This is a genomic window from Streptomyces sp. MNU89 (genome assembly GCF_020982505.1).
Lineage (GTDB): Bacteria > Actinomycetota > Actinomycetes > Streptomycetales > Streptomycetaceae > Streptomyces > Streptomyces xinghaiensis.
Map to the genome: position 1 here is coordinate 3,250,212 of NZ_JAJKLL010000001.1, position 22,818 is coordinate 3,273,029.

15 protein-coding genes and 3 rRNA genes are annotated in these 22,818 nt (G+C 70.2%); 1 reads left to right on the forward strand and 17 read right to left on the reverse strand.

From position 1 onward, the window contains the following. Window positions 1-90: 90 nt before the first annotated feature. The 16 genes from E4N63_RS13930 to E4N63_RS14005 all read right to left on the reverse strand — a co-directional run bounded on the left by E4N63_RS13930 (window position 91) and on the right by E4N63_RS14005 (window position 20,013). On the reverse strand, window positions 91-948 hold the full coding sequence (locus tag E4N63_RS13930; RefSeq protein ID WP_230242476.1) for a phosphatase: 858 nt from the start codon (window positions 946-948) through the stop codon (window positions 91-93). Window positions 949-1,096: 148 nt separating this feature from the next. Beyond that, the gene (locus E4N63_RS13935) at window positions 1,097-2,269 is read right to left on the reverse strand and encodes an acetoin utilization protein AcuC (protein ID WP_125625074.1); all 1,173 of its coding nucleotides are present in this window, start codon (window positions 2,267-2,269) and stop codon (window positions 1,097-1,099) included. Between the two features lie 77 nt (window positions 2,270-2,346). Continuing rightward, the gene (locus E4N63_RS13940; RefSeq protein ID WP_230240816.1) at window positions 2,347-3,021 is read right to left on the reverse strand and encodes an HAD family phosphatase; all 675 of its coding nucleotides are present in this window, start codon (window positions 3,019-3,021) and stop codon (window positions 2,347-2,349) included. A gap of 125 nt (window positions 3,022-3,146) precedes the next feature. Beyond that, window positions 3,147-3,263 (reverse strand): 5S ribosomal RNA (rrf, locus tag E4N63_RS13945). A 75-nt stretch (window positions 3,264-3,338) separates the two neighbouring features. Further along, window positions 3,339-6,465 (reverse strand): 23S ribosomal RNA (locus tag E4N63_RS13950). Window positions 6,466-6,785: 320 nt separating this feature from the next. Further along, window positions 6,786-8,311 (reverse strand): 16S ribosomal RNA (locus tag E4N63_RS13955). Together the 16S, 23S and 5S rRNA genes form the textbook arrangement of a ribosomal RNA operon. Window positions 8,312-8,916: 605 nt before the next feature. Next, on the reverse strand, window positions 8,917-9,726 hold the full coding sequence (gene proC / locus E4N63_RS13960) for a pyrroline-5-carboxylate reductase (protein WP_125627107.1): 810 nt from the start codon (window positions 9,724-9,726) through the stop codon (window positions 8,917-8,919). A 238-nt stretch (window positions 9,727-9,964) separates the two neighbouring features. Then, window positions 9,965-10,702: an ABC transporter permease gene (locus E4N63_RS13965; protein ID WP_019707693.1), complete on the reverse strand. Its 738-nt coding sequence runs from the start codon at window positions 10,700-10,702 to the stop codon at window positions 9,965-9,967. Next, window positions 10,699-11,613: an ABC transporter ATP-binding protein gene (locus tag E4N63_RS13970; RefSeq protein ID WP_230240817.1), complete on the reverse strand. Its 915-nt coding sequence runs from the start codon at window positions 11,611-11,613 to the stop codon at window positions 10,699-10,701. Before E4N63_RS13970 ends, E4N63_RS13965 begins: the two co-directional genes overlap by 4 nt. A 184-nt stretch (window positions 11,614-11,797) precedes the next feature. Then, window positions 11,798-12,997, reverse strand: a complete 1,200-nt coding sequence (locus E4N63_RS13975; protein ID WP_230240818.1) for an NAD(P)/FAD-dependent oxidoreductase — start codon at window positions 12,995-12,997, stop codon at window positions 11,798-11,800. 471 nt (window positions 12,998-13,468) lie between these two features. Continuing rightward, entirely contained in the window at window positions 13,469-14,350 is an 882-nt protein-coding gene (gene sigJ / locus E4N63_RS13980) for an RNA polymerase sigma factor SigJ (RefSeq protein WP_230240819.1), read from the reverse strand. A gap of 257 nt (window positions 14,351-14,607) precedes the next feature. Beyond that, entirely contained in the window at window positions 14,608-15,123 is a 516-nt protein-coding gene (locus E4N63_RS13985) for a hypothetical protein (RefSeq protein WP_125625216.1), read from the reverse strand. A gap of 129 nt (window positions 15,124-15,252) precedes the next feature. Then, window positions 15,253-17,106: a dihydroxy-acid dehydratase gene (ilvD, locus tag E4N63_RS13990; protein WP_125625218.1), complete on the reverse strand. Its 1,854-nt coding sequence runs from the start codon at window positions 17,104-17,106 to the stop codon at window positions 15,253-15,255. Window positions 17,107-17,347: 241 nt separating this feature from the next. Continuing rightward, a complete protein-coding gene (locus E4N63_RS13995; RefSeq protein WP_125625220.1) occupies window positions 17,348-18,001 on the reverse strand; it encodes a TetR family transcriptional regulator in 654 nt (217 codons plus the stop codon). Further along, entirely contained in the window at window positions 17,998-18,849 is an 852-nt protein-coding gene (locus E4N63_RS14000) for a sugar phosphate isomerase/epimerase (protein WP_230240820.1), read from the reverse strand. The genes E4N63_RS13995 and E4N63_RS14000 overlap by 4 nt, the downstream gene beginning before the upstream one ends. A gap of 234 nt (window positions 18,850-19,083) precedes the next feature. After that, window positions 19,084-20,013, reverse strand: coding sequence for a Ppx/GppA phosphatase family protein (locus E4N63_RS14005; protein WP_230240821.1), 930 nt, complete (start codon window positions 20,011-20,013; stop codon window positions 19,084-19,086). An 80-nt stretch (window positions 20,014-20,093) separates the two neighbouring features. On the opposite strand from E4N63_RS14005, the gene E4N63_RS14010 reads away from it, so the two are divergent. Beyond that, entirely contained in the window at window positions 20,094-20,915 is an 822-nt protein-coding gene (locus tag E4N63_RS14010; protein WP_230240822.1) for a hypothetical protein, read from the forward strand. Between the two features lie 185 nt (window positions 20,916-21,100). On the opposite strand, the gene E4N63_RS14015 is transcribed toward E4N63_RS14010, so the two are convergent. Beyond that, the gene (locus E4N63_RS14015; RefSeq protein WP_230242478.1) at window positions 21,101-22,753 is read right to left on the reverse strand and encodes a hypothetical protein; all 1,653 of its coding nucleotides are present in this window, start codon (window positions 22,751-22,753) and stop codon (window positions 21,101-21,103) included. Window positions 22,754-22,818: the final 65 nt, after the last annotated feature.

Genomic DNA, 22,818 nt, shown 5'->3' on the forward strand with positions numbered 1-22,818 from the left:
TTCCCCTCCGGTGACTCCTTGTCGCTGCGCGCTCACTCCCAGAGTAGGGGCGGGTGGTACGAGTGGGGAAGAGGAGCAGCGTTCGCTCTCCTACTGGGACAGACACGCCCGATTGAGTACATAGCGCGTAAGCGGCCGGTAGTAAGCGGACCGCACTCCGTCATCAAGCGGAACGGCGACCGCGACCCGCCCCTCGGCCTCACCCACGAACGGCGCGGGGTCGTCCGCATCGGCCGGCCCCATGGTCTCAAGACCCACCTGACCTGCGCCGCAGATCCAGCCGTGGTCACCGATCACCAGCGCGGGCAACGGCCCGGAGGAGTCGGCGGCCGCGGCGAGAACCATACGAACCGGGAGCGGCGAATGACTGTGCGCGGGCGCCCCCGCGCCGGGTTCGGGTCCGCCGGTTTCCCGGACGAGGGCGACCCCGCGTACGTAGTCGATGCGGTGGATGCGTAGACCGAACCGGGTCGTTATGTCGACACATCTCCCCTGCGCCGGACTGAGGACAGCACATCCCGCCGCCGAGAGGGCCGCCGCCAAAGAGGCGTAGAACTCCAGGAGCCGGTGCGGATGGCCGGTCCCGAACAGCACCGGGAGGCGGGCCGCGGCCGCCGCGGCGAGCCGGTCCGCGAAGGCGTCCAGGGCCGCGAGCGTCCGGTCCGGATCAATGGTCTCGGGGCCGACCGTATAGGAGGGATCGCGGGAGACTCCACACCGGTCGGCCATCATCCGCAGCAACTCCCGCTGCCCCCAGTCGCCTTCGGGGTCGAGCCCGAGCAGCAGCCGGGGATCACGGGCCGCGAAGAGACGGTAACTGCGCAGGCTCCGCTCGCGCGGAGTGGCCACGGTCCCCGCCAGCCCGACGGCCCGCAGATACGCGCGCAGCGCTCCGCGGCTCGGGGCCCGGGGACACGGTGCGCCGGAGGCCGGCTCCGGGGGCGTCAGCACCCGCTCATGGTGTCGTACGGGCGCCGGCCCCGCCGTCGTATCGGGCAGACCTCCCACGGGCGGCCCAGCACACGGGGGTTCCGGAGCACCGGACACCGCGCGGCAAGGGCTCCGGCAGGGATCACGGCCGGGGTTACGGCCGGGGTTACGGCAGCAGCCCGTGCGCCGGGAACACCGCGCGGCGCGTGGCGAGCACCGCCTGGTCCAGCCGGTCCGCCGGGTCGTAGCCACCGTCCTCGAAGTCGCGCCACCAGGGCTCGCGTCCGTCCGTCATCCGCCGCGGGGCCAGTTGCCGGGTCTTGGCGTAGACCTCCTGCCGCCAGTCCTCGGGGGTCTCCGCCTTGGGGTCGATCGGCCGTCCCGCGGCGATCGCCACCAGATGGGTCCAGGAACGCGGCACGACCTCCGCGACGGCGTATCCACCACCGCCCAGAGCGATCCAGCGGCCCTCCGCGTGCTTGTGCGCCAGGTCGTGGCAGGCCGCCTGCACGGCCCGCTGCGCGTCGAGACTGACGGCCAGATGCGCGAGGGGGTCCTCGAAATGCGTGTCGGCACCGTGCTGGGTGACCAGGACCTGCGGGCGGAACACCGACAGCATCTCGGGCACCACCGCGTGGAAGGCCCGCAGCCAGCCCTCGTCGGTGGTCCCGGCGGGCAGCGCCACATTGACCGCGCTGCCCTCGGCTCCCTCGCCGCCCGTCTCCTCCGGCCAGCCGGTCTGCGGGAAGAGGGTGCGCGGGTGTTCGTGGAGGGAGATGGTCAGCACCCGGGGGTCGTTCCAGAACGCCGCCTGGACGCCGTCCCCGTGATGCACGTCCACGTCGACGTACGCGACGCGCTCGGCACCGAGCTCCAGCAGCCGGGCGATGGCCAGCGCCGCGTCGTTGTAGATGCAGAAACCGGCCGCCGCGCCCGGCATGGCGTGGTGCAGGCCCCCGGAGAAGTTGACCGCGTGCCGGACGTCCCCGCGCCACACCGCCTCGGCGGCGCCCACGGACTGCCCGGCGATCAGTGCCGAGGCCTCGTGCATCCCGCTGAAGGCCGGGTCGTCCTCGGTACCGAGACCGTACGAGCCGTCCGCCGAGGCGGGATCGGCCGAGGCCCGGCGCACGGCGTCCACGTAGTCCGCGCGGTGGACCAGCCGCAGTGTCGACTCCCCGGCCGACCGGGCCGACGTGACCCGCAGTTCGCGGTCGAGTCCGAAAGCCTCGACCAGGCGCATGGTCAGCGCGAGCCGCACCGGATCCATCGGATGGTCGGGACCGAAGTCATAGCGGGTGACCGCCTCGTCCCACATCAGCTGCGCGCGACCGCTCATACCGACCACCGTATCGGTCCCGTTGAGAGCCGAACCAAACGGGCGTGGTGAGACCGGGGAGTGGCGGCCCGGATGGCTCAGATGGCCGCATCCGCCGCGTCCCGGCCGTGTCCGAGCAGGACCGGCAGCTCGGCCGGCGCGGAGAACAGCGCGGTGGCCTCCGTCAGTTCGGCGGCCGGGGTCATGGCGGTGAAGCCGTAGACGTCCATCCCGGCGGCCACGGCCGCGCGCACACCGAGCGGGCTGTCCTCGACCACCGCGCAACGGCCCGGCTCCACGCCCATCGCGGCGGCCGCGTGCAGGAAGAGGTCCGGCGCGGGCTTGCCGCGTCCGACGTCCTGCGAGCTGAAGATACGTTCCTCGCCGAAGAGTTCGTACAGCCCGGTGGTGCGGAGGGTGACCCGGATCCGCTCATGGCTGCCGGAGGAGGCGACGCAATACGGAACACCGGCCGTGCCCAGCCCCGCCAGTACGCCGGCCACCCCGGGGACGGGCTGGAGCCCGCGCCGGAACTCCGCGAAGACCCGGCGGTGGAAGGTGTCGTCGAAGTCGTCCGGGAGCCGGCGCCCGGAGCGCTCGTACACGAGGTCATGGACCCGGTGGAGGGCGGAGCCCATGTAGTCGCGGAGGGAGTCCTCGTAGGTGGTGGGGTGGCCGAGCTCGGTCAGATGAGCGGCGAGGGCCCGGCTCGAGATCGGCTCGCTGTCCACCAGCACACCGTCGTTGTCGAATATGACCAGGTCGTAGCGCATGGACTCACTGTAGAACGGCCGGTCCGGACACCCGTCCCGGTCGCGCGGGCGGGGAAAGGTCCTCAAACGTGAGAAAGCCCTGTGGGGAACCGGAGTCCCCCACAGGGCTTTCTATCTCAAGAATTGTTCGGCGGCGTCCTACTCTCCCACAGGGTCCCCCCTGCAGTACCATCGGCGCTGAAAGGCTTAGCTTCCGGGTTCGGAATGTAACCGGGCGTTTCCCTCACGCTATAACCACCGAAACACTATGAAACTGCACGAACCGGACGGCAACACAGTTCGTTGTTTCAGAACCAACACAGTGGACGCGAGCATCTGAGGACAAGCCCTCGGCCTATTAGTACCAGTCAACTCCACACCTTGCGGTGCTTCCATATCTGGCCTATCAACCCAGTCGTCTACTGGGAGCCTTAACCCCTCAAGGGGGGTGGGAGTCCTCATCTCGAAGCAGGCTTCCCGCTTAGATGCTTTCAGCGGTTATCCCTCCCGAACGTAGCCAACCAGCCATGCCCTTGGCAGGACAACTGGCACACCAGAGGTTCGTCCGTCCCGGTCCTCTCGTACTAGGGACAGCCCTTCTCAAGACTCCTACGCGCACAGCGGATAGGGACCGAACTGTCTCACGACGTTCTAAACCCAGCTCGCGTACCGCTTTAATGGGCGAACAGCCCAACCCTTGGGACCGACTCCAGCCCCAGGATGCGACGAGCCGACATCGAGGTGCCAAACCATCCCGTCGATATGGACTCTTGGGGAAGATCAGCCTGTTATCCCCGGGGTACCTTTTATCCGTTGAGCGACGGCGCTTCCACAAGCCACCGCCGGATCACTAGTCCCGACTTTCGTCCCTGCTCGACCCGTCGGTCTCACAGTCAAGCTCCCTTGTGCACTTACACTCAACACCTGATTACCAACCAGGCTGAGGGAACCTTTGGGCGCCTCCGTTACCCTTTAGGAGGCAACCGCCCCAGTTAAACTACCCACCAGACACTGTCCCTGATCCGGATCACGGACCCAGGTTAGACATCCAGCACGACCAGAGTGGTATTTCAACGACGACTCCACCCGAACTAGCGTCCGGGCTTCACAGTCTCCCACCTATCCTACACAAGCCGAACCGAACACCAATATCAAGCTGTAGTAAAGGTCCCGGGGTCTTTCCGTCCTGCTGCGCGAAACGAGCATCTTTACTCGTAGTGCAATTTCACCGGGCCTATGGTTGAGACAGTCGAGAAGTCGTTACGCCATTCGTGCAGGTCGGAACTTACCCGACAAGGAATTTCGCTACCTTAGGATGGTTATAGTTACCACCGCCGTTTACTGGCGCTTAAGTTCTCAGCTTCGCCATGACGAATCATGACTAACCGGTCCCCTTAACGTTCCAGCACCGGGCAGGCGTCAGTCCGTATACATCGCCTTACGGCTTCGCACGGACCTGTGTTTTTAGTAAACAGTCGCTTCTCGCTGGTCTCTGCGGCCACCACCAGCTCACACCGCAAGGGCGATCACCAGCAATGGCCCCCCTTCTCCCGAAGTTACGGGGGCATTTTGCCGAGTTCCTTAACCATAGTTCACCCGAACGCCTCGGTATTCTCTACCTGACCACCTGAGTCGGTTTAGGGTACGGGCCGCCATGAAACTCGCTAGAGGCTTTTCTCGACAGCATAGGATCATCCACTTCACCACAATCGGCTCGGCATCAGGTCTCACCCTTACACGGAGGACGGATTTACCTACCCTCCGGGCTACACCCTTACCCCGGGACAACCACCGCCCGGGCTGGACTACCTTCCTGCGTCACCCCATCACTCACCTACTACCCCCTTGGATCGTCGGCTCCACCACTCCGACCTCGTCCGAAGACTCAGCCGGCGGCTTCACGGACTTAGCATCAGAAGGTTCAGCGCTGGCGCTTCAAAGCGGGTACCGGAATATCAACCGGTTGTCCATCGACTACGCCTGTCGGCCTCGCCTTAGGTCCCGACTTACCCTGGGCAGATCAGCTTGACCCAGGAACCCTTAGTCAATCGGCGCACACGTTTCCCACGTGTGTATCGCTACTCATGCCTGCATTCTCACTCGTGAACCGTCCACCACTGCCTTCCGGCGCGGCTTCACCCGGCACACGACGCTCCCCTACCCATCAGCACCCCCGTTAGGGGTATATGTGCCAATGACACGACTTCGGCGGTACGCTTGAGCCCCGCTACATTGTCGGCGCGGAATCACTTGACCAGTGAGCTATTACGCACTCTTTCAAGGATGGCTGCTTCTAAGCCAACCTCCTGGTTGTCTCTGCGACTCCACATCCTTTCCCACTTAGCGTACGCTTAGGGGCCTTAGTCGATGCTCTGGGCTGTTTCCCTCTCGACCATGGAGCTTATCCCCCACAGTCTCACTGCCGCGCTCTCACTTACCGGCATTCGGAGTTTGGCTAAGGTCAGTAACCCGGTAGGGCCCATCGCCTATCCAGTGCTCTACCTCCGGCAAGAAACACACGACGCTGCACCTAAATGCATTTCGGGGAGAACCAGCTATCACGGAGTTTGATTGGCCTTTCACCCCTAACCACAGGTCATCCCCCAGGTTTTCAACCCTGGTGGGTTCGGTCCTCCACACGGTCTTACCCGCGCTTCAACCTGCCCATGGCTAGATCACTCCGCTTCGGGTCTTGAGCGCGCTACTGAATCGCCCTATTCGGACTCGCTTTCGCTACGGCTTCCCCACACGGGTTAACCTCGCAACACACCGCAAACTCGCAGGCTCATTCTTCAAAAGGCACGCAGTCACGACGCACCGGACAAGTCCGATGCGCGACGCTCCCACGGCTTGTAGGCACACGGTTTCAGGTACTATTTCACTCCGCTCCCGCGGTACTTTTCACCATTCCCTCACGGTACTATCCGCTATCGGTCACCAGGGAATATTTAGGCTTAGCGGGTGGTCCCGCCAGATTCACACGGGATTTCTCGGGCCCCGTGCTACTTGGGTGTCGCACAAGCAAGTTGCTGACATTTCGGCTACGGGGGTCTTACCCTCTACGCCGGGCCTTTCGCATGCCCTTCGCCTACACCAACAATTTCTGACTCGCCCGATGGCCGGCAGACCATCGAAGTACGATCCCACAACCCCGTAAGCGCAACCCCTGCCGGGTATCACACGCCTACGGTTTGGCCTCATCCGGTTTCGCTCGCCACTACTCCCGGAATCACGGTTGTTTTCTCTTCCTGCGGGTACTGAGATGTTTCACTTCCCCGCGTTCCCTCCACATACCCTATGTGTTCAGGTATGGGTGACAGCCCATGACGACTGCCGGGTTTCCCCATTCGGACACCCCCGGATCAAAGCTCGGTTGACAGCTCCCCGGGGCCTATCGCGGCCTCCCACGTCCTTCATCGGTTCCTGGTACCAAGGCATCCACCGTGCGCCCTTAAAAACTTGGCCACAGATGCTCGCGTCCACTGTGCAGTTCTCAAACAACGACCAGCCACCCGCCACCCCACCCCACACGGAATGAGTACACCGGGACCGGCACCAAAGGACACAAGCTTCACAGCCCGTACCCTCAGACACCCAACAGCGCGCCCGGCACACCCCGACCCCCACCGCGTTCCACACTCCGAAGAGCAGTACTAGCAGCAGCAACCGTGATGCGCCGAATAGTCAACGTTCCACCCATGAGCAACCAGCACCGGACACTCGCCGGTGTTCTGGCCTCTGGACCACCAGGAGTTAACCCCTGCCGGCCGAGAAGTGCTCCTTAGAAAGGAGGTGATCCAGCCGCACCTTCCGGTACGGCTACCTTGTTACGACTTCGTCCCAATCGCCAGTCCCACCTTCGACGATTCCCTCCCTTACGGGTTGGGCCACCGGCTTCGGGTGTTACCGACTTTCGTGACGTGACGGGCGGTGTGTACAAGGCCCGGGAACGTATTCACCGCAGCAATGCTGATCTGCGATTACTAGCGACTCCGACTTCATGGGGTCGAGTTGCAGACCCCAATCCGAACTGAGACCGGCTTTTTGAGATTCGCTCCACCTCGCGGTATCGCAGCTCATTGTACCGGCCATTGTAGCACGTGTGCAGCCCAAGACATAAGGGGCATGATGACTTGACGTCGTCCCCACCTTCCTCCGAGTTGACCCCGGCAGTCTCCTGTGAGTCCCCATCACCCCGAAAGGCATGCTGGCAACACAGAACAAGGGTTGCGCTCGTTGCGGGACTTAACCCAACATCTCACGACACGAGCTGACGACAGCCATGCACCACCTGTACACCGACCACAAGGGGGGCCGTATCTCTACGGCTTTCCGGTGTATGTCAAGCCTTGGTAAGGTTCTTCGCGTTGCGTCGAATTAAGCCACATGCTCCGCCGCTTGTGCGGGCCCCCGTCAATTCCTTTGAGTTTTAGCCTTGCGGCCGTACTCCCCAGGCGGGGAACTTAATGCGTTAGCTGCGGCACGGACGACGTGGAATGTCGCCCACACCTAGTTCCCAACGTTTACGGCGTGGACTACCAGGGTATCTAATCCTGTTCGCTCCCCACGCTTTCGCTCCTCAGCGTCAGTATCGGCCCAGAGATCCGCCTTCGCCACCGGTGTTCCTCCTGATATCTGCGCATTTCACCGCTACACCAGGAATTCCGATCTCCCCTACCGAACTCTAGCCTGCCCGTATCGAATGCAGACCCGGGGTTAAGCCCCGGGCTTTCACATCCGACGTGACAAGCCGCCTACGAGCTCTTTACGCCCAATAATTCCGGACAACGCTCGCACCCTACGTATTACCGCGGCTGCTGGCACGTAGTTAGCCGGTGCTTCTTCTGCAGGTACCGTCACTTGCGCTTCTTCCCTGCTGAAAGAGGTTTACAACCCGAAGGCCGTCATCCCTCACGCGGCGTCGCTGCATCAGGCTTCCGCCCATTGTGCAATATTCCCCACTGCTGCCTCCCGTAGGAGTCTGGGCCGTGTCTCAGTCCCAGTGTGGCCGGTCGCCCTCTCAGGCCGGCTACCCGTCGTCGCCTTGGTAGGCCATCACCCCACCAACAAGCTGATAGGCCGCGGGCTCATCCTGCACCGCCGGAGCTTTCCACCACCATCGGATGCCCGAGATGGTCGTATCCGGTATTAGACCCCGTTTCCAGGGCTTGTCCCAGAGTGCAGGGCAGATTGCCCACGTGTTACTCACCCGTTCGCCACTAATCCCCTCCGAAGAGGTTCATCGTTCGACTTGCATGTGTTAAGCACGCCGCCAGCGTTCGTCCTGAGCCAGGATCAAACTCTCCGTGAATGCTTCACGCAAGAGCGGCGCAGCCCGGAGGAATAATCCAGGCTGCGCACAGCGTCCTCGCTGTAAGATTGCCTCCCGACCGCCACCGAAACGGTGGCACGGGAGGGCTTTTTCAAAGGAACCTCATCCCGGCAGCAAACAAAGAGTTGCCGCCCGGACGGGGTATCAACATATCTGGCGTTGACTTTTGGCACGCTGTTGAGTTCTCAAGGAACGGACGCTTCCTTCGGCCCCGTCTCCGGGCCCTCCGGGCGCTTCCCTTCGGTGTTTCCAACCCTACCAGACACTTTCCGAACCGATTTCCCGATCCGAATTCCGTTTCCGGTCCCCGTTGGAGAGGGTTTCCACTGCGCCTTCCGGCGCGGCCCCTACGTTAGCGGATTTCCCGGCCGGCTCATAATCGAGCCTTTCGGTATCGAATTCCGGCATGCCGGAACCAATCCCCGATCGGAGAGACCCTGCTTCAGTGGGTGCCGCCGGACGCGGCGGGAAGTGGCCGCCGGGGACCACGTGCGGCCCCGACAACTCGAAGGACACTACACGACACGCCGATGGTCATCAAATCGGCTCCCGCAGGTCCCCGGCGGACTGAAGCCATGGCCCGGTCAGCCCTGGCCGGAGGCCAGCTCGCGGCTGCGGTCGCGTGCCGCTTCCAGGGCCGCGATGAGCGCTGCCCGGACACCGTGGCTTTCAAGCTCCCGGATGGCGCTGATCGTGGTTCCGGCGGGCGAGGTGACGGCCTCCCGCAGCTTGACCGGGTGCTCCCCGCTGTCGCGCAGCATGACGGCGGCGCCGATGGCGGCCTGGACGATCAGGTCGTGCGCCTTGTCGCGGGGCAGGCCCAGGAGGATCCCGGCGTCCGTCATGGCCTCGACCAGGAAGTAGAAGTACGCGGGCCCGGAGCCGGAGAGGGCGGTGGCGGCGTCCTGCTGGGCCTCGGGGACGCGGAGGGTCTTGCCGACGCCGTTGAAGATCTCCTCGGTGTGCGCGAGGTGTTCCTCCGTGGCGTGGCTGCCGGCCGAGATGACGGACATGGCCTCGTCCACCAGGGCCGGGGTGTTGGTCATGACCCGGACGACCGGGGTGCCGGGGGCGAGCCGTTCCTCGAAGAGGGCGGTGGGGATGCCGGCCGCACCGCTGACGACCAGCCGGTCGGCGGGGACGTGCGGGGCGAGCTCGTCCAGGAGGCGGCCCATGTCCTGCGGCTTCACCGTGAGAATCAGGGTGTCGGCGGTCTTGGCGGCCTCCGCGTTCGAGACAGCCTCCACTCCGTACCGCTCACGCAGTTCCGCGGCGCGCTCCGGGCGCCGGGCGGTCACCAGCAGGTCCTTCTTCGGCCAGCCGGCGCGGATCATGCCGCTCAGGAGCGCTTCGCCGATCTTGCCGGTGCCGAGCACGGCCACTTTCTGGGTCATGGTGCGGGTTCACCCCATCCGGTGCGATGACATGCCGGTGGTGACATGCAGGTGGTGACAAGGAGGTAAGGGCTGCCTCTGGCTGCCTTTGTTCTGCGCGGGCCATCCTCGCACCGGAGCGGGATCGGGGTGTGGCGTGTCCGAGTGGCGGGCAGGGCGGGTCGTCGTCGCCCTGCCCCGCCCTGCTCCGGCCCGCCCTCCCCCCCCGCCGGGAGCGGTCCCCGGGCCCTGCGGCCGCTCAGGCCGTGCGGCGGCGGAGAGTTGCCGCGCCGAGGCCGAGGACGAGCAGGGCACTGCCGGCGACGATGCCGACGTCGCGGAAGAAGTCGCCCGTGACGTCCGGGTGCCGGAGCACCTCGTTCATGGCGTCCACGGCGTAGGACATCGGCAGGACGTTCGAGATGGCTTCCAGGACCGGCTGCATGGAGTCGCGGGGCGCGAGGAGTCCGCAGAGCAGCAGTTGGGGGAAGATGATCGCCGGCATGAACTGGACGGCCTGGAACTCGGAGGCCGCGAAGGCGGAGACGAACAGCCCGAGCGCCGTGCCGAGGAGCGCGTCGAGCAGGGCGACGACCAGCAGCAGCCACGGGGATCCGGTGATGTCCAGGTCGAGGCCCCAGATGGCGAGGGCCGTGGCGAGGCCGGCCTGGACGATGGCGAGCAGCCCGAAGGCGAGGGCGTAGCCGACGATCAGGTCCGCCTTGCCGAGCGGCATGGAGAGCAGCCGCTCCAGCGTGCCGGAGGTGCGTTCGCGGAGCGTGGCGATGGACGTCACCAGGAACATCGTGATCATCGGGAAGATGCCGAGGAGTGAGGCGCCGATGTTGTCGAAGGTGCCCGGGCTGTCGTCGTAGACCCAGTAGAGCAGGGAGAGCAGGACCAGGGGGACGACCAGCATCAGGGCGACGGTGCGCGGGTCGTGCCGGAGCTGGCGGAGCACGCGCCGGGTGGTGGCGAGGGTGCGGGAGAGGTTCACTGCGCTGTTCCTCCGGCGTCCGGGGTGCGGTGGGGTGCGGGGTCGTTCCCGGGCTCGTTGCCGCGGGCGGCCGGGCGGGCCGCCGGGTTGCCCGGGTTCCCGTCCCCGGTCCCCTTCTCGTTGCGGGGCCCCTTCGCGGTGTTCCGCTCGGCTTCCTTCTCGGCTTCCCTCTCGGCGTCGACCAGGCGCAGGAAGGCGTCCTCGACGGTCGCGGAGCCGGTGCGGCGGCGGAGTTCCTCCGGGGTGTCGTCGGCCAGGACGCGGCCGGCGCGCATGAGGAGGAGACGGCGGCAGCGCTCGGCCTCGTCCATGACGTGCGAGGAGACGAGGAGCGTCGTGCCGCGCTCGTCGGCGAGGCGGTGGAAGAGGTTCCAGAGGTCCCGGCGGAGTACGGGGTCGAGTCCGACGGTGGGCTCGTCGAGGACCAGGAGTTCCGGGGAGCCGAGCAGGGCGATCGCGAGGGAGACGCGGGAGCGCTGGCCGCCGGAGAGGTTGCCGGTGAGCTGCTCGGCGTGGTCCTCCAGGTCCACCTCGGCCAGGGCGCGGGCCACTTGGTCCGCGCGTTCGGCGCGGGAGAGGGCCGGGTCGAGCACGGAGGCGTAGTAGTCGAGGTTCTGGCGGGCGGAGAGGTCGTCGTAGATGGACGGCGCCTGGGTGACGTAGCCGACGCGGGAGCGCAGGGGCGCGGTGCCGGCCGGGCTGCCGAGGACGTCGAGGGTGCCGGAGACCCTGGCCTGAGTGCCGGCGATGGCCCGCATCAGGGTGGATTTGCCGCACCCGCTGGGGCCGAGGAGGCCGGTGACCTGGCCGTGGTGGAGGTCGAAGTCGAGGGAGTCGAGGACGGTGCGCCCGCCGCGGACCACGCGGAGGCCGCGGGCCCGGACAGCGGGCTCCCCGGAGTTATTCATCATGTGTTGAATAATGCTCCCGGAGCCCGGCGCGGTCAAGGAAGGGGATCGCGCGCTGGGGGCGTGCGGGAGGCGGGCGGTGGAGGCGGGCGGGGCCCGCCGGTCCGGACGGGCGCACGGGTGCCCGGGGCCTGTCCGGCTTGGCGGACCCCGGCGTTCTCGACGTGCCCGGGGGGCTGGGGCGGCGTCAGCCGGAGCCCGGCAGGAGCCGCAGTGCGGCCGGGTGGCGGGCGGCCAGGCTCAGGGCGTGCACCGTCGAGCGCACCACTTGTTCCTTCAGCAGGGCCGCCGGGCGGCCGGTGAGGGCACGTTCGCGCGGGCTGTCGTCCCGGTGCACGGACTGGATCAGGCCGTCGTCGCGCCCGAGGCTGACGCACTGGATCGCGTAGCGGAAGCTCAGCGGACGCTGCTCCCGGCCGCGCAGTTCGGCGGTGATGGCGCCCGCCGCGTGCAGGCCCGTGGGGACGGCGGTCGCACAGGCCATGCGGAGCGGCCCGGAGCCGGGGGTGGACGCGGCCGCGGCGTCGCCGACGGCGTAGATCTCCGGGTGGGAGAGGGAGCGCAGAGTCGGGTCGACGCGGATCCGGCCGGCGGAGTCGAGATCCAGCCCGGCCCGCTCGGCGATCTCCGTACGGGGCGTCATGGAGGTCGCCCAGAAGACGGCGTCGGCGTCGACCTCGTCGGCCGTGCCCACCCGGTGGCCCTCCTCGACGCGGACCCCGTGGTCGCGGAGGAAGGCCCGGACGTGCGCGCGGCCCTTGCGGGAGAGTCCGGCACCGGGTTCGCCGGCGGTGAGGAGCCGGATCTCCCAGTCGGGGCGGCTCTCGGCGAGTTCGGCGGCCGTCTCGATGCCGGTGAGCCCACCGCCGACGACGGTGAGCGTGCCGCGGCCGTCGTCGAGCCGCTTCCGGAGTTCGGCGGCCGTCTCGGCGGTGTACGCACGGTCGCCGGTGCCGAGGGCACCGCCTCGGGTGTCGGTGCGGCTGCCGAGGGCGTAGACGAGCCGGTCGTACGGGAGGGCGCGTCCGTCGTCCGTGTGGACCAGCCGGTTCCCGGTGTCGAGGGCGGTGGCGCGGGAGGCCACGTGTGCGATGCCGGGGCGGCGGCGGAGGAAGCGGCTGAGCGGGTGGGTCACCTCCGTTCCAGCGGCGGCCAGTTGGTGGAGGCGTACCCGTTCGGTGAAGTGGTCGGCGGGATCGACCAGGGTGACCTTGTGGTGCGGCGCCAGGCGCAGGGCGGCCAGCAGGCCGGCGTAGCCGGCGCCGATGACGACGATGCGGTGGTCCGCCGGGCGGCCGCCCGGACGGCCATCCGGACGGCCGGGATCCAGGGCCGGGCCAGCGGTGGTCTCGTGGTCGCCCGGCCGGGCCGGGTGCTGCTGCGGCATGGGGTCTCGTCTCCCTCGGGTGTACGGGCCCGGGCCTGGCGGGGCCGGGTCCTGGGCGGGGGCCGGAGCCTGTGGTGGTCCGGTTCTTCCTCACGTTCACCGGGGAGACGACGTGGGAGGCCGGAGTGTGACACGGACGAGGGCCGGTGGTTCGGCGGACGCGGGACAGGCGGAGTTGCGGCAGCAGGGGAGGTCGGGGCGCCAGGACGGCTCCGCGGGCGGGAGGCGGGGCGGCGAGCTGCCGGTTCCGCGCTTCCGGGCCCGCCCGCCGTCCGCCCGTCCGCCCGGACGGACGGACGCCCGGACGGCAGGAGCGGGACCGGCGGAACGCACGGGCGGGACGGGACGGACGGGCAGGACGGACCAGCCCGGTGGGCCCCGCGCCGGGGCACACGGCCTCGCCACAGGCAGACGGAAGGATGACCGGGCAGCCGACCGGTCAACGTCAACCCCGTTCACGCGGGCGGGCGTTCAGCCGCCCAGGCCGAGGTGGCGCAGCTTGTCGGGGTTGACGACGATGTCGATCTCGGTGATGAGGCCGCGGTGCACCGTGAACGCGACGACCGCGGACTGTCCGCTGCCGGGGTCGCTGAGCACCAGTCCGGGTGCGCCGTTGACCTCCCGTACCTCCGCCGTCACCCTGCCCGGTGCCCAGCGGCGGAGCAGTCCCTCGACCATGCGGGCCACCTTGTCCCGGCCGTGCACCGGATGGCGCGCCGCCGACACCTTGCCGCCGCCGTCCGCCCGCCACACGGCGTCGGGGTCGAGAACCTTCATGAGCGCGTCGAGGTCCCGGCCCGTGGCGGCGGCGAGGAAGGCGTCCACGGCCCGCCGGTGTTCGTCGCGGTCGACGGAGCGGCGCGGGCTCTCGGCGCGGACCCGCCGGCGGGCACGCGAGGCCAACTGCCGTACGGAGACGGGGGTGCGGCCGACGATCTCGGCGATCTCGGTGAACGGTACGGCGAACACGTCGTGCAGGACGAAGGCGGTCCGCTCGGCCGGAGTCAGCCGTTCCAGCACCGCGAGCAGCGCCATGCCGACGGATTCGTCGAGGGTGACCCGGTCCTCGGGGAGGGCGGCGCCTCCGTCCCTGCCGAGGACGGGTTCGGGCAGCCAGGAGCCGACGTAGGTCTCGCGGCGCGAGCGGGCGGAGCCGAGCTGGTCGTAGCAGATTCGGCTGACGACGGTGGTGAGATACGCGCGGGGCTCGGACGCCCCGCCGTCGGGCAGGGCCTGCCAGCGCAGCCATGCCTCCTGTACGGCGTCGTCGGCGTCCGCGACGGAGCCGGTGATGCGGTAGGCGACGCCCCAGAGACGTCCGCGGTGCTCCTCGAATTCGCTCAGCCGTGCCACTGGGCCTCCCTTTCCCCTCGCCGGTCGTCCGGCACCGGGCGTCCCTCACCGGTCGCCGAACGCCTGTCGTCGGCGCGGGCGCCCTGCGATCCGGTCCGCTCGGAAGGGGGACGGAGTGGCCGGCCGGAGTGTGACACGGCGGCCGGTGACGTGCGGCACACAGGCGTCGGGGGTGACGGCGCCGGGATGACCGGGCGGGGCGCGGCGGTGCCGCGGCGCGAGCCCCGGCTCCGGGCGTCCCGTCCGGCGGCCCGGGGTCAGCCGCGCCGCTTGCCCTGGCGCTTGCGGGCGGCCGGGTTGCCGGTGCGGGTCGCGCGCCGCCGCTCGTACAGCTCGCGGGCGCGCTCGTACTCCGCGCGGCGCCGCTTCTCGCCCGGGGCCTCGATCAGGCTGCGGCAGAACCAGGCGAGGAGGACGCCGATGAAGCCGATGGCCTTGATGTTCCGCATGGAACTCTCGACGGTGGGGTCGGCGTCCGCGCCGGGGCCCGCGGTGAACCCCTTCCAGGTGTGCCGGAAGGCGAGGGCGGCGGAGATCGCGAAGATCACCACGATGATCCAGCTGAGGGTGGAGCCGACGTCGGCGATGAGGAGGCCCTCGAAGCCGAGTTTCAGCAGGAACGTGCCCACGGCGGCGGCCAGCAGGGAGCCCGCGGCGAGACCCGCGCGCCGGAGGGCGTACCGGCCGTCGTGGTCGACCCAGGTGGTGCCGAAGAACCGGATGGGCTCGGGCCGGGGGGCCTGGGAGCCCGGGGGCTGCCGCGTGTCGCTCATGCGGCCGATTATGGCCCGTCCCGGCCGGATCGGTCCCGGCCGGGACGGTGTGACGTACGCCTGTGCCCCTGCCCCTGCCTCCTGGTCGCCGTCGTCACGGGGCGGGACGGGCACGGCCCCTGGGTGCGGTCAGCCGCCGAGCAGGCCGACGTCGCGGACGGCGCCCTTGTCCGCGCTGGTCGCCATCGCCGCGTACGCGCGCAGGGCCTGGGAGACCTTCCGCTCGCGGTTCTCGGGGGCGTACCGGCCGCCGAGTGCCTCGCGGCGGGCGGCCAGTTCCTCGTCGGCGACCTTGAGTTCGATGCTGCGGGCGGGGATGTCGATCCGGATGGGGTCGCCGTCCCGGACGAGGGCGATGGTCCCGCCGGACGCGGCCTCCGGGGAGGCGTGGCCGATGGAGAGGCCGGAGGTGCCGCCGGAGAAGCGGCCGTCGGTGATCAGCGCGCAGGCCTTGCCGAGGCCGCGGCCCTTGAGGAAGGAGGTCGGGTAGAGCATCTCCTGCATGCCCGGTCCGCCCTTGGGGCCCTCGTAGCGGATGACGACGACGTCGCCCTCCTTGATCTGCTTGGTGAGGATCTTGTCGACGGCCTCCTCCTGCGATTCGCAGACGACGGCCGGGCCCTCGAAGGTCCAGATGGACTCGTCGACGCCGGCGGTCTTCACGACGCAGCCGTCCTCGGCGAGGTTGCCGTAGAGGATCGCGAGGCCGCCCTCGGTGGAGTAGGCGTGTTCGACGTCGCGGATGCAGCCGCCGGCGGCGTCGGTGTCGAGGGTGTCCCAGCGCTCGGACTGCGAGAAGGCGGTCGCGGAGCGGACGCAGCCGGGTGCGGCGTGGAAGAGCTCGACGGCCTCGGCGGACGGGGAGCCGCCGCGCACGTCCCACTGCTTGAGCCAGTCGGCGAGGGAGGGGCTGTGGACGGTGTGGACGTCCTCGTTGAGAAGGCCGGCCCGGTACAGCTCGCCGAGGATGGCGGGGATGCCGCCGGCCCGGTGGACGTCCTCCATGTAGTAGACGCCGCCGGGGGCGACGTTGGGCGCGACCTTGGCCAGGCAGGGCAGGCGGCGGGAGAGCTCGTCGATGTCCTTCATGTCGAAGGCGAGCTCGGCCTCCTGGGCGGCGGCGAGGAGGTGGAGGATCGTGTTGGTCGAGCCGCCCATGGCGATGTCGAGGGCCATGGCGTTCTCGAAGGCCGCGCGGGAGGCGATGGCGCGGGGCAGGACGGTCGCGTCGTCCTGCTCGTAGTGGCGCTTGGTGATCTCGACGACCGTGCGGCCGGCGTTCTCGTACAGCGCCCTGCGGGCGGTGTGGGTGGCCAGCACCGAGCCGTTGCCCGGGAGGGAGAGGCCGATCGCCTCGGTCAGGCAGTTCATGGAGTTGGCCGTGAACATGCCGGAGCAGGATCCGCAGGTGGGACAGGCGTTGTCCTCGATGCGGGCGATGTCCTCGTCGGAGACCTGGTCGTTGACGGCCTCGGAGATCGCGGAGATCAGGTCGAGCTTGCGGACCGTGCCGTCGACGAGGGTCGCGCGGCCGGACTCCATGGGGCCGCCGGAGACGAAGACGGTGGGGATGTTGAGGCGCAGCGCGGCCATCAGCATCCCGGGCGTGATCTTGTCGCAGTTGGAGATGCAGATCAGCGCGTCGGCGCAGTGCGCCTCGGTCATGTACTCGACGGAGTCGGCGATCAGGTCGCGGGAGGGGAGGGAGTAGAGCATTCCGCCGTGGCCCATGGCGATGCCGTCGTCGACCGCGATGGTGTTGAACTCGCGGGCGATGCCGCCCGCCGCGTGGATCGCCTCGCTGACGATCCGGCCGACGGGCTGGAGGTGGGTGTGCCCGGGCACGAACTCGGTGAAGCTGTTGGCCACCGCGATGATCGGCTTGCCGAAGTCCTCGCGCGCTACGCCGGAGGCCTGCATGAGGGCTCGGGCGCCCGCCATGTTGCGGCCGTGGGTGACAGTGCGGGACCTCAGCTCTGGCACGGTGGTCACTCCCTTGGATTCTCGCGGTACTGCTCGGGACCACCGGCGGTCGCCAGAGGTCCGGGGATCCTACGAGCCTACGCCTCGACGCCACGATCCGGACGGTTCGTCCGGAATCCGAGACGGATTTTCCCGGTTCGCGCACGGGCGTCCGGCGGGGACCCGGCGAAGCCGCGCGGGATCCGGCGGTCCGTCCGGAGCGGGGTCCGGACGGCGGCCCGCGTCCGGCTCCCCGGCCCTTTCACGGCCCGGTGAGGTGGCGCTGGATCACCGGGGCGACGGCCGCGACGATGTCCTCGATGTCCGCGCTCGCCATCGGCTCGACCTTGACGACGTAGCGCAGCATCACGATGCCGAGCAGTTGCGACACCGCCAGCTCGACCCGGAATCTCGCGTCCGGTACGTCCAGCTCCCCCGCCACCCGTCCCAGAAGCCTGCGCAGGACGAAGCCGCGCAGCAGGGCGGCCGCCGTCTCGTTGGTGACGGCCGAGCGGACCACGGCCAGCAGCGGGGCGCGGGTGACGGGGTTCTCCCAGATGGCGACGAAGTGGCGAGCCAGGCGCTCACCGGCGCCGGCCGGGTCCTGCGCGATCAGATCGGGCAGGTCGAGAGCCGGTTCGAAGGACTGCTCGATGGCGGTCTCAAACACCTGTTCCTTGGTGCCGAAGTAGTGGTGCACCAGGGCGGCGTCCACCCCCGCCTTCTTCGCGATGCCGCGGATGGACGTCTTGTCGTACCCGCGGTCGGCGAACTCGGCCCGGGCGGCCTGCAGGATGCGGTCGCGGGCGCCGGGCCCCGAGCCGCCGTCGCGCGCGGAGGGCCGGCCGCGGCCGCGGCGGGGTGCGGGCGTGGCGGCGGAACCGGGGCCGGGTTCCGGGGTGGCCGGGTCCGTCACGGCCGGGGCGTCCCGGGGGTCCTGGGCGCGCCGGGCACCCGGAAGGCCGTCGCCAGGTGCTGCCGGGTGAAGGCCAGGGCCTCGGCGAGATCGGCCTCGCGCTCGGCGCCGGACATGGCGCGGCGGGTGTTGACCTCGACGACCACATGGCCGTCGAACCCGCTGGTGGCGAGTTTCTCCAGCAGCTCGGCACAGGGCTGGGTGCCGCGGCCGGGCACCAGGTGCTCGTCCTTGCCGGAGCCGCTGCCGTCGGCCAGATGGACATGGGCCAGCCGGTCCCCCATCCGCCCGACCATGTCGAGGGCGTCGTTGCGGGCGGTGGCGGTGTGGGAGAGATCGACGGTGAAGTGGCGGTAGTCGTCGTTGGTGACGTCCCAGTCGGGGGCGTAGGCGAGCATCTCGCGGTCGCGGTAGCGCCAGGGGTACATGTTCTCGACGGCGAACCGGACGTCCGTCTCGTCCGCCATCCGCCAGATGCCCTCCACGAAGTCGCGGGCGTAGTTGCGCTGCCACCGGAACGGCGGGTGGACCACGACGGCCGACGCGCCGAGCTTCTCGGCGGCGGCCCGGGCCCGCTCCAGCTTCGTCCACGGATCGGTGGACCACACCCGCTGGGTGATCAGCAGGCAGGGCGCGTGCACCGCGAGGATCGGGACACCGTGGTAGTCGGAGAGTCTGCGCAGCGACTCGATGTCCTGGCTGACCGGATCCGTCCAGACCATGACCTCGACGCCGTCGTAACCCAGGCGTCCGGCGATCTCGAAGGCCGTCGCCGTCGACTCCGGGTACACGGAGGCGGTGGACAGGGCGACCTTCACTTCCGGGGTGCGCACCACTGGTTGAGCCACGGGAAACAGCGTACGGCGTGTGCGATCGGCCCGAAGGGGCCACCGGAGCGTGTGCGCCCGGGCGGCGGATGCCCCGGGTCCGCTTCCGGGAGGCGCGGCGCCGGGCGACAGGGGCGGTGAGCGGCCCGTACGGGTGTTCCCCCGGCGGGGCGGCCGCGGCGGTGCGGTGTTCGTCACACCGGGCGGGTGGCCCGCGGCCCGCGGGACCGGTGCCGCGTCCGGCGGGCGGCCGGGTCACTCCGGCAGATGGTCCAGGCGCCGCAGGATGACGCCCTCGCGCAGCGCCCAGGGGCAGATCTCCAGCTCGTCCACGCCGAACAGGTCCATCGCCGCCTCCGCGACCAGGGCGCCGGCGAGCAGCTGCGGTGCCCGTCCCGCCGAGACGCCGGGCAGCTCCGCGCGCCGCTCCGCCGTCATCGTCGCCAGCTTCGGCACCCACTCCTCCAGCGCCGCGCGGCTCAGCAGGCGCTGCACATGGACGCCCTCGGCCGAGCGCGCCGCGCCCGCGATCCGCGCGAGCTGCTTGAAGGTCTTGGAGGTGGCGACCACGTGGTCCGGCGTGCCCAGGCGGCTGAACTCGCCGACGATCCGGGCGATTTCCGCCCGCACATGGCGGCGGAGCGCCCGCACGTCCTCCGGCTCGGGCGGGTCCCCGGGCAGCCGGGCGGCGGTGAGCCGGCCCGCGCCGAGCGGCAGCGACACCGCCTTGTCCGGTTCCTCGTCGACGCCGTACGCGACCTCCAGGGAGCCGCCGCCGATGTCGAGCACCAGCAGCCTCCCCGCCGACCAGCCGAACCAGCGGCGGGCCGCGAGGAATGTGAGCTTGGCCTCTTCCTCGCCCGACAGCACGGTCAGCCGCACGCCCGTCTCGCCGGCCACCCGGGCCAGCACGTCGTCCGCGTTGGGCGCCTCGCGGACGGCGGAGGTGGCGAACGGCAGTACCTCCTCCACCCCCTTGTCCTCGGCGGCCTGCAGCGCCTCGCCGACCACCGCGACCAGCCGGTCGACGCCCGCGTCGCCTATCGCGCTGCGTTCGTCCAGCAGTTCGGCAAGCCGCAGTTCCGCCTTGTGGGAATGGGCGGGAAGCGGGCGGGCACCGGGGTGTGCGTCCACGACCAGCAGATGCACCGTGTTCGATCCCACGTCGAGGACACCGAGTCTCATAGCGTGCACATTCTCATATGGCTCACGGCAACGCGGCAGGTGAGCGGCCCGTACGGGATCCGTCCGCCTACGCTGAAGAGGTGTCGAAGACGAAGAGGGTGAAGCCGGACCGGGGCAAACCGGCCCGGGTCCCGAAGAAGCCGCCGCGGTCCGCTCCCGCCGACGAGCAGGGGCTGGACTTCCCCCGGGCGTGGGTCGAGTTCACCGACCCGGAGGACCCCGAGCAGGTCTTCCGCTGCGATCTGACCTGGCTCACCTCCCGCTGGTCGTGCATCTTCGGGAGCGGCTGCCAGGGCATCGAGGCCGGACGCGCGAGCGACGGCTGCTGCACCCTGGGCGCGCACTTCTCCGACGAGGACGACGAGCGGCGCGTCGCCGGGCACATGGCGCGGCTCACACCCGAGACCTGGCAGCACCACGCCGAGGGCACCGGCCCGCGCGGCTGGACCGAACGCGACGAGGACGGCGCCCGCAAGACCCGCCGCTTCGGCGGCGCCTGCATCTTCCACAACGGCCCGGACTTCCCCGGCGGCCACGGCTGCGCCCTGCACCGGCTCGCGCTGCGCGAGGGCCATGAGCCGCTGGAGACCAAGCCGGACGTGTGCTGGCAGCTGCCGATCCGGCGGACGTACGAGTGGATCGACCGCCCGGACGACACCAGATTCCTGCAGGTGTCGATCGGCGAGTACGACCGCCGGGGCTGGGGCCCGGGCGGCCACGACCTGCACTGGTGGTGCACCTCGGCGACCAGCGCGCACGGCGCGGGGGAACCGGTCTACGTCTCGTACCGGCCCGAACTGACGGAGCTCATGGGCAAGGCGGCCTACGAGCGGCTGGCCGGGCTCTGCGCGGAACGGCTGGCGGCGGAGCTGCCGGTCGCGCCGCACCCGGCGGACCGATAGGCACCGGCGGATCTCCCGGCTCCGACGGGGCCGTCACCCCGGTGCGGGCGCCACGGCCACCGGTACGGCCCGGCCGGCGGCGCACACGACCTGTACGGCCTCCTACGACTACGGCCTCCTACGGCCCTCGGCCCCGCAGGGCGTCCGACTCGCGGGCGGCAGCGGAGCGGCGGCGCGCCGCCGCCTCACTCGGCCGCGTCCCCGGCCTCTCCGGCGTCCCCGGAGTCCGGCGGCTCGCTCGACGGCTCCTGCGCCGGGGGTGACGGAGCGGGCTCCGGCTCCGGGTCCGGGTCCGCCGGTGCGGTCGGCGGCGGTTCCACCGGGTCCTCCGGCGAGGGGGCGCCGCGGCCCGTCACGGTGACCACCGTGCCGGACGGCCCGATCGTCACCCGGCCCGTCCACGCGCCGCCGGGCTGCCGCGCCCGGTCCACCGTCACGGTGACCGTCACCGAGCGTCCGGGGCGGAGCGTGCCCCCGGTGTCGCTGAGCCGCAGCCAGGGCGCGCCGGTGCGCGCCGACCAGTCGACCGGTGCGCCGCCCGAGGCGGTCAGGGTGATGAGGGTGGATCCTCCGCCGCTCCGGCTGGCGACCGTCAGCCCGGCCCCGTCCCGGCCGTCGCCGCCGGAGCCGTCCTCCTCCGAGCCGGACCGGCCGTCCTCGCGGGCCGCGTCGTCGTTGCCGCCCCTGTCGCCGCCGCGCTCCGCGGCGCCGCCCGGCTGCCCGTTCCCGCCCCGGCCGCCCGGGGCGCCGCCCGAGCCGTCCGCCGGATCGTACGGATGTGCCCCGGGATGGCCGTCCTCGGCGGCGGAGACGGGACCGGCGTACCGGTCCTGCCCGGGCGGCGCGCCCCGGTACGCCGCCCACAGCGCGACCACCGGTGCGGCCACGGCAGCCGCCACCACGGCCGCCGTGGCGACGCGGCGGCGTACGGCCCGGCGGCGCACGGCGAGGCGTCCGGGGTCCATCGGGAAGCCCTGCCGGTCGTGGCGCGGCCTGCCGGCGGGGAGGTCCCGGGGGCGGGCGCGGAGCGCGGCGCGCATCGCGGCGGCCGCCGCAGCGCGCGGTGCCGGGACCAGGGGGAGCACGTCCGTGGTGGTGGTGCCCGGCCCGCGGGCGTCCGCCGGAGAGCACTGGACGGTGTCGCGGCAGGCGTCGCAGTCCTTGATGTGGCGCAGCAGTTCGCGGCGGAGATCGCTGCCCATCAGGGCCCGGGTGTCCCGGGTCATCCGGTTGACGGTGGGACAGCCACCGCCCTCCGCGACGGACAGCGCCGCCCGGGTGCGCTCCACCTCGCGGGCGCCCGCCGTCAGCAGGCGCCGCGCCTTCTCCTCGTCCGTGCCGAGCACGGCGGCGATTTCCGGTGGCGTCAGCCGGTGCCGCACGGCGAGTTCCAGAGCCTCGCGCTGCTCGCGGGTGGTGCCTGCGGCCTCCGGCCAGACGAGCGCGGACAGTTCCCGGCGGCGCCGGGCGGCGGTCTCCGCGGAGGGGCCGGACGGATCGTCGGCGTGAGCGTGAGCGGGGTCGTGGGCGCGGTCGGACGGGTCGTGCGGGACGAGCCGGCCCCTGGAGCCGGACCGCGCGGACGGGCGGGGCCGGACGGCGAGGTGCCGCAGACAGGTCCAGCGGGCCAGTGCGTAGAGCCGGGCACGCTGCCGCTCCGGCTCGGCCGGCGAGCGGCGGTGGCGCCGCTCCGCGTGGGCGAGGACCTCGCCGAGTACGGCGGTCGCCGCGTCGTGGTCGCACATCGCGGCGAGGCAGTACGTGAACAGCCCGTCGAGGTACGGCTCGTGGCGCGCGCCGCCGGTGGCGTGGGTCGGGTGCTCGGGCCTGCTGTTCATCACCCGGCGACGGTAGGGGGACGGACCGGCCCGCTCGCCCCGCTCCGGCGCTTTTCATCCCTACG

What these genes read in the sequence shown, in the direction of transcription:
- E4N63_RS13940 (WP_230240816.1), bottom strand. Translation starts at nt 3,021, where the DNA reads ATGCGCTACGACCTGGTCATATTCGACAACGACGGTGTGCTGGTGGAC.
- E4N63_RS13970 (WP_230240817.1), bottom strand. Translation starts at nt 11,613, where the DNA reads ATGATGAATAACTCCGGGGAGCCCGCTGTCCGGGCCCGCGGCCTCCGC.
- E4N63_RS13985 (WP_125625216.1), bottom strand. Translation starts at nt 15,123, where the DNA reads ATGAGCGACACGCGGCAGCCCCCGGGCTCCCAGGCCCCCCGGCCCGAG.
- E4N63_RS13975 (WP_230240818.1), bottom strand. Translation starts at nt 12,997, where the DNA reads ATGCCGCAGCAGCACCCGGCCCGGCCGGGCGACCACGAGACCACCGCT.
- proC (WP_125627107.1), bottom strand. Translation starts at nt 9,726, where the DNA reads ATGACCCAGAAAGTGGCCGTGCTCGGCACCGGCAAGATCGGCGAAGCG.
- E4N63_RS14005 (WP_230240821.1), bottom strand. Translation starts at nt 20,013, where the DNA reads ATGAGACTCGGTGTCCTCGACGTGGGATCGAACACGGTGCATCTGCTG.
- E4N63_RS14015 (WP_230242478.1), bottom strand. Translation starts at nt 22,753, where the DNA reads ATGAACAGCAGGCCCGAGCACCCGACCCACGCCACCGGCGGCGCGCGC.
- E4N63_RS13935 (WP_125625074.1), bottom strand. Translation starts at nt 2,269, where the DNA reads ATGAGCGGTCGCGCGCAGCTGATGTGGGACGAGGCGGTCACCCGCTAT.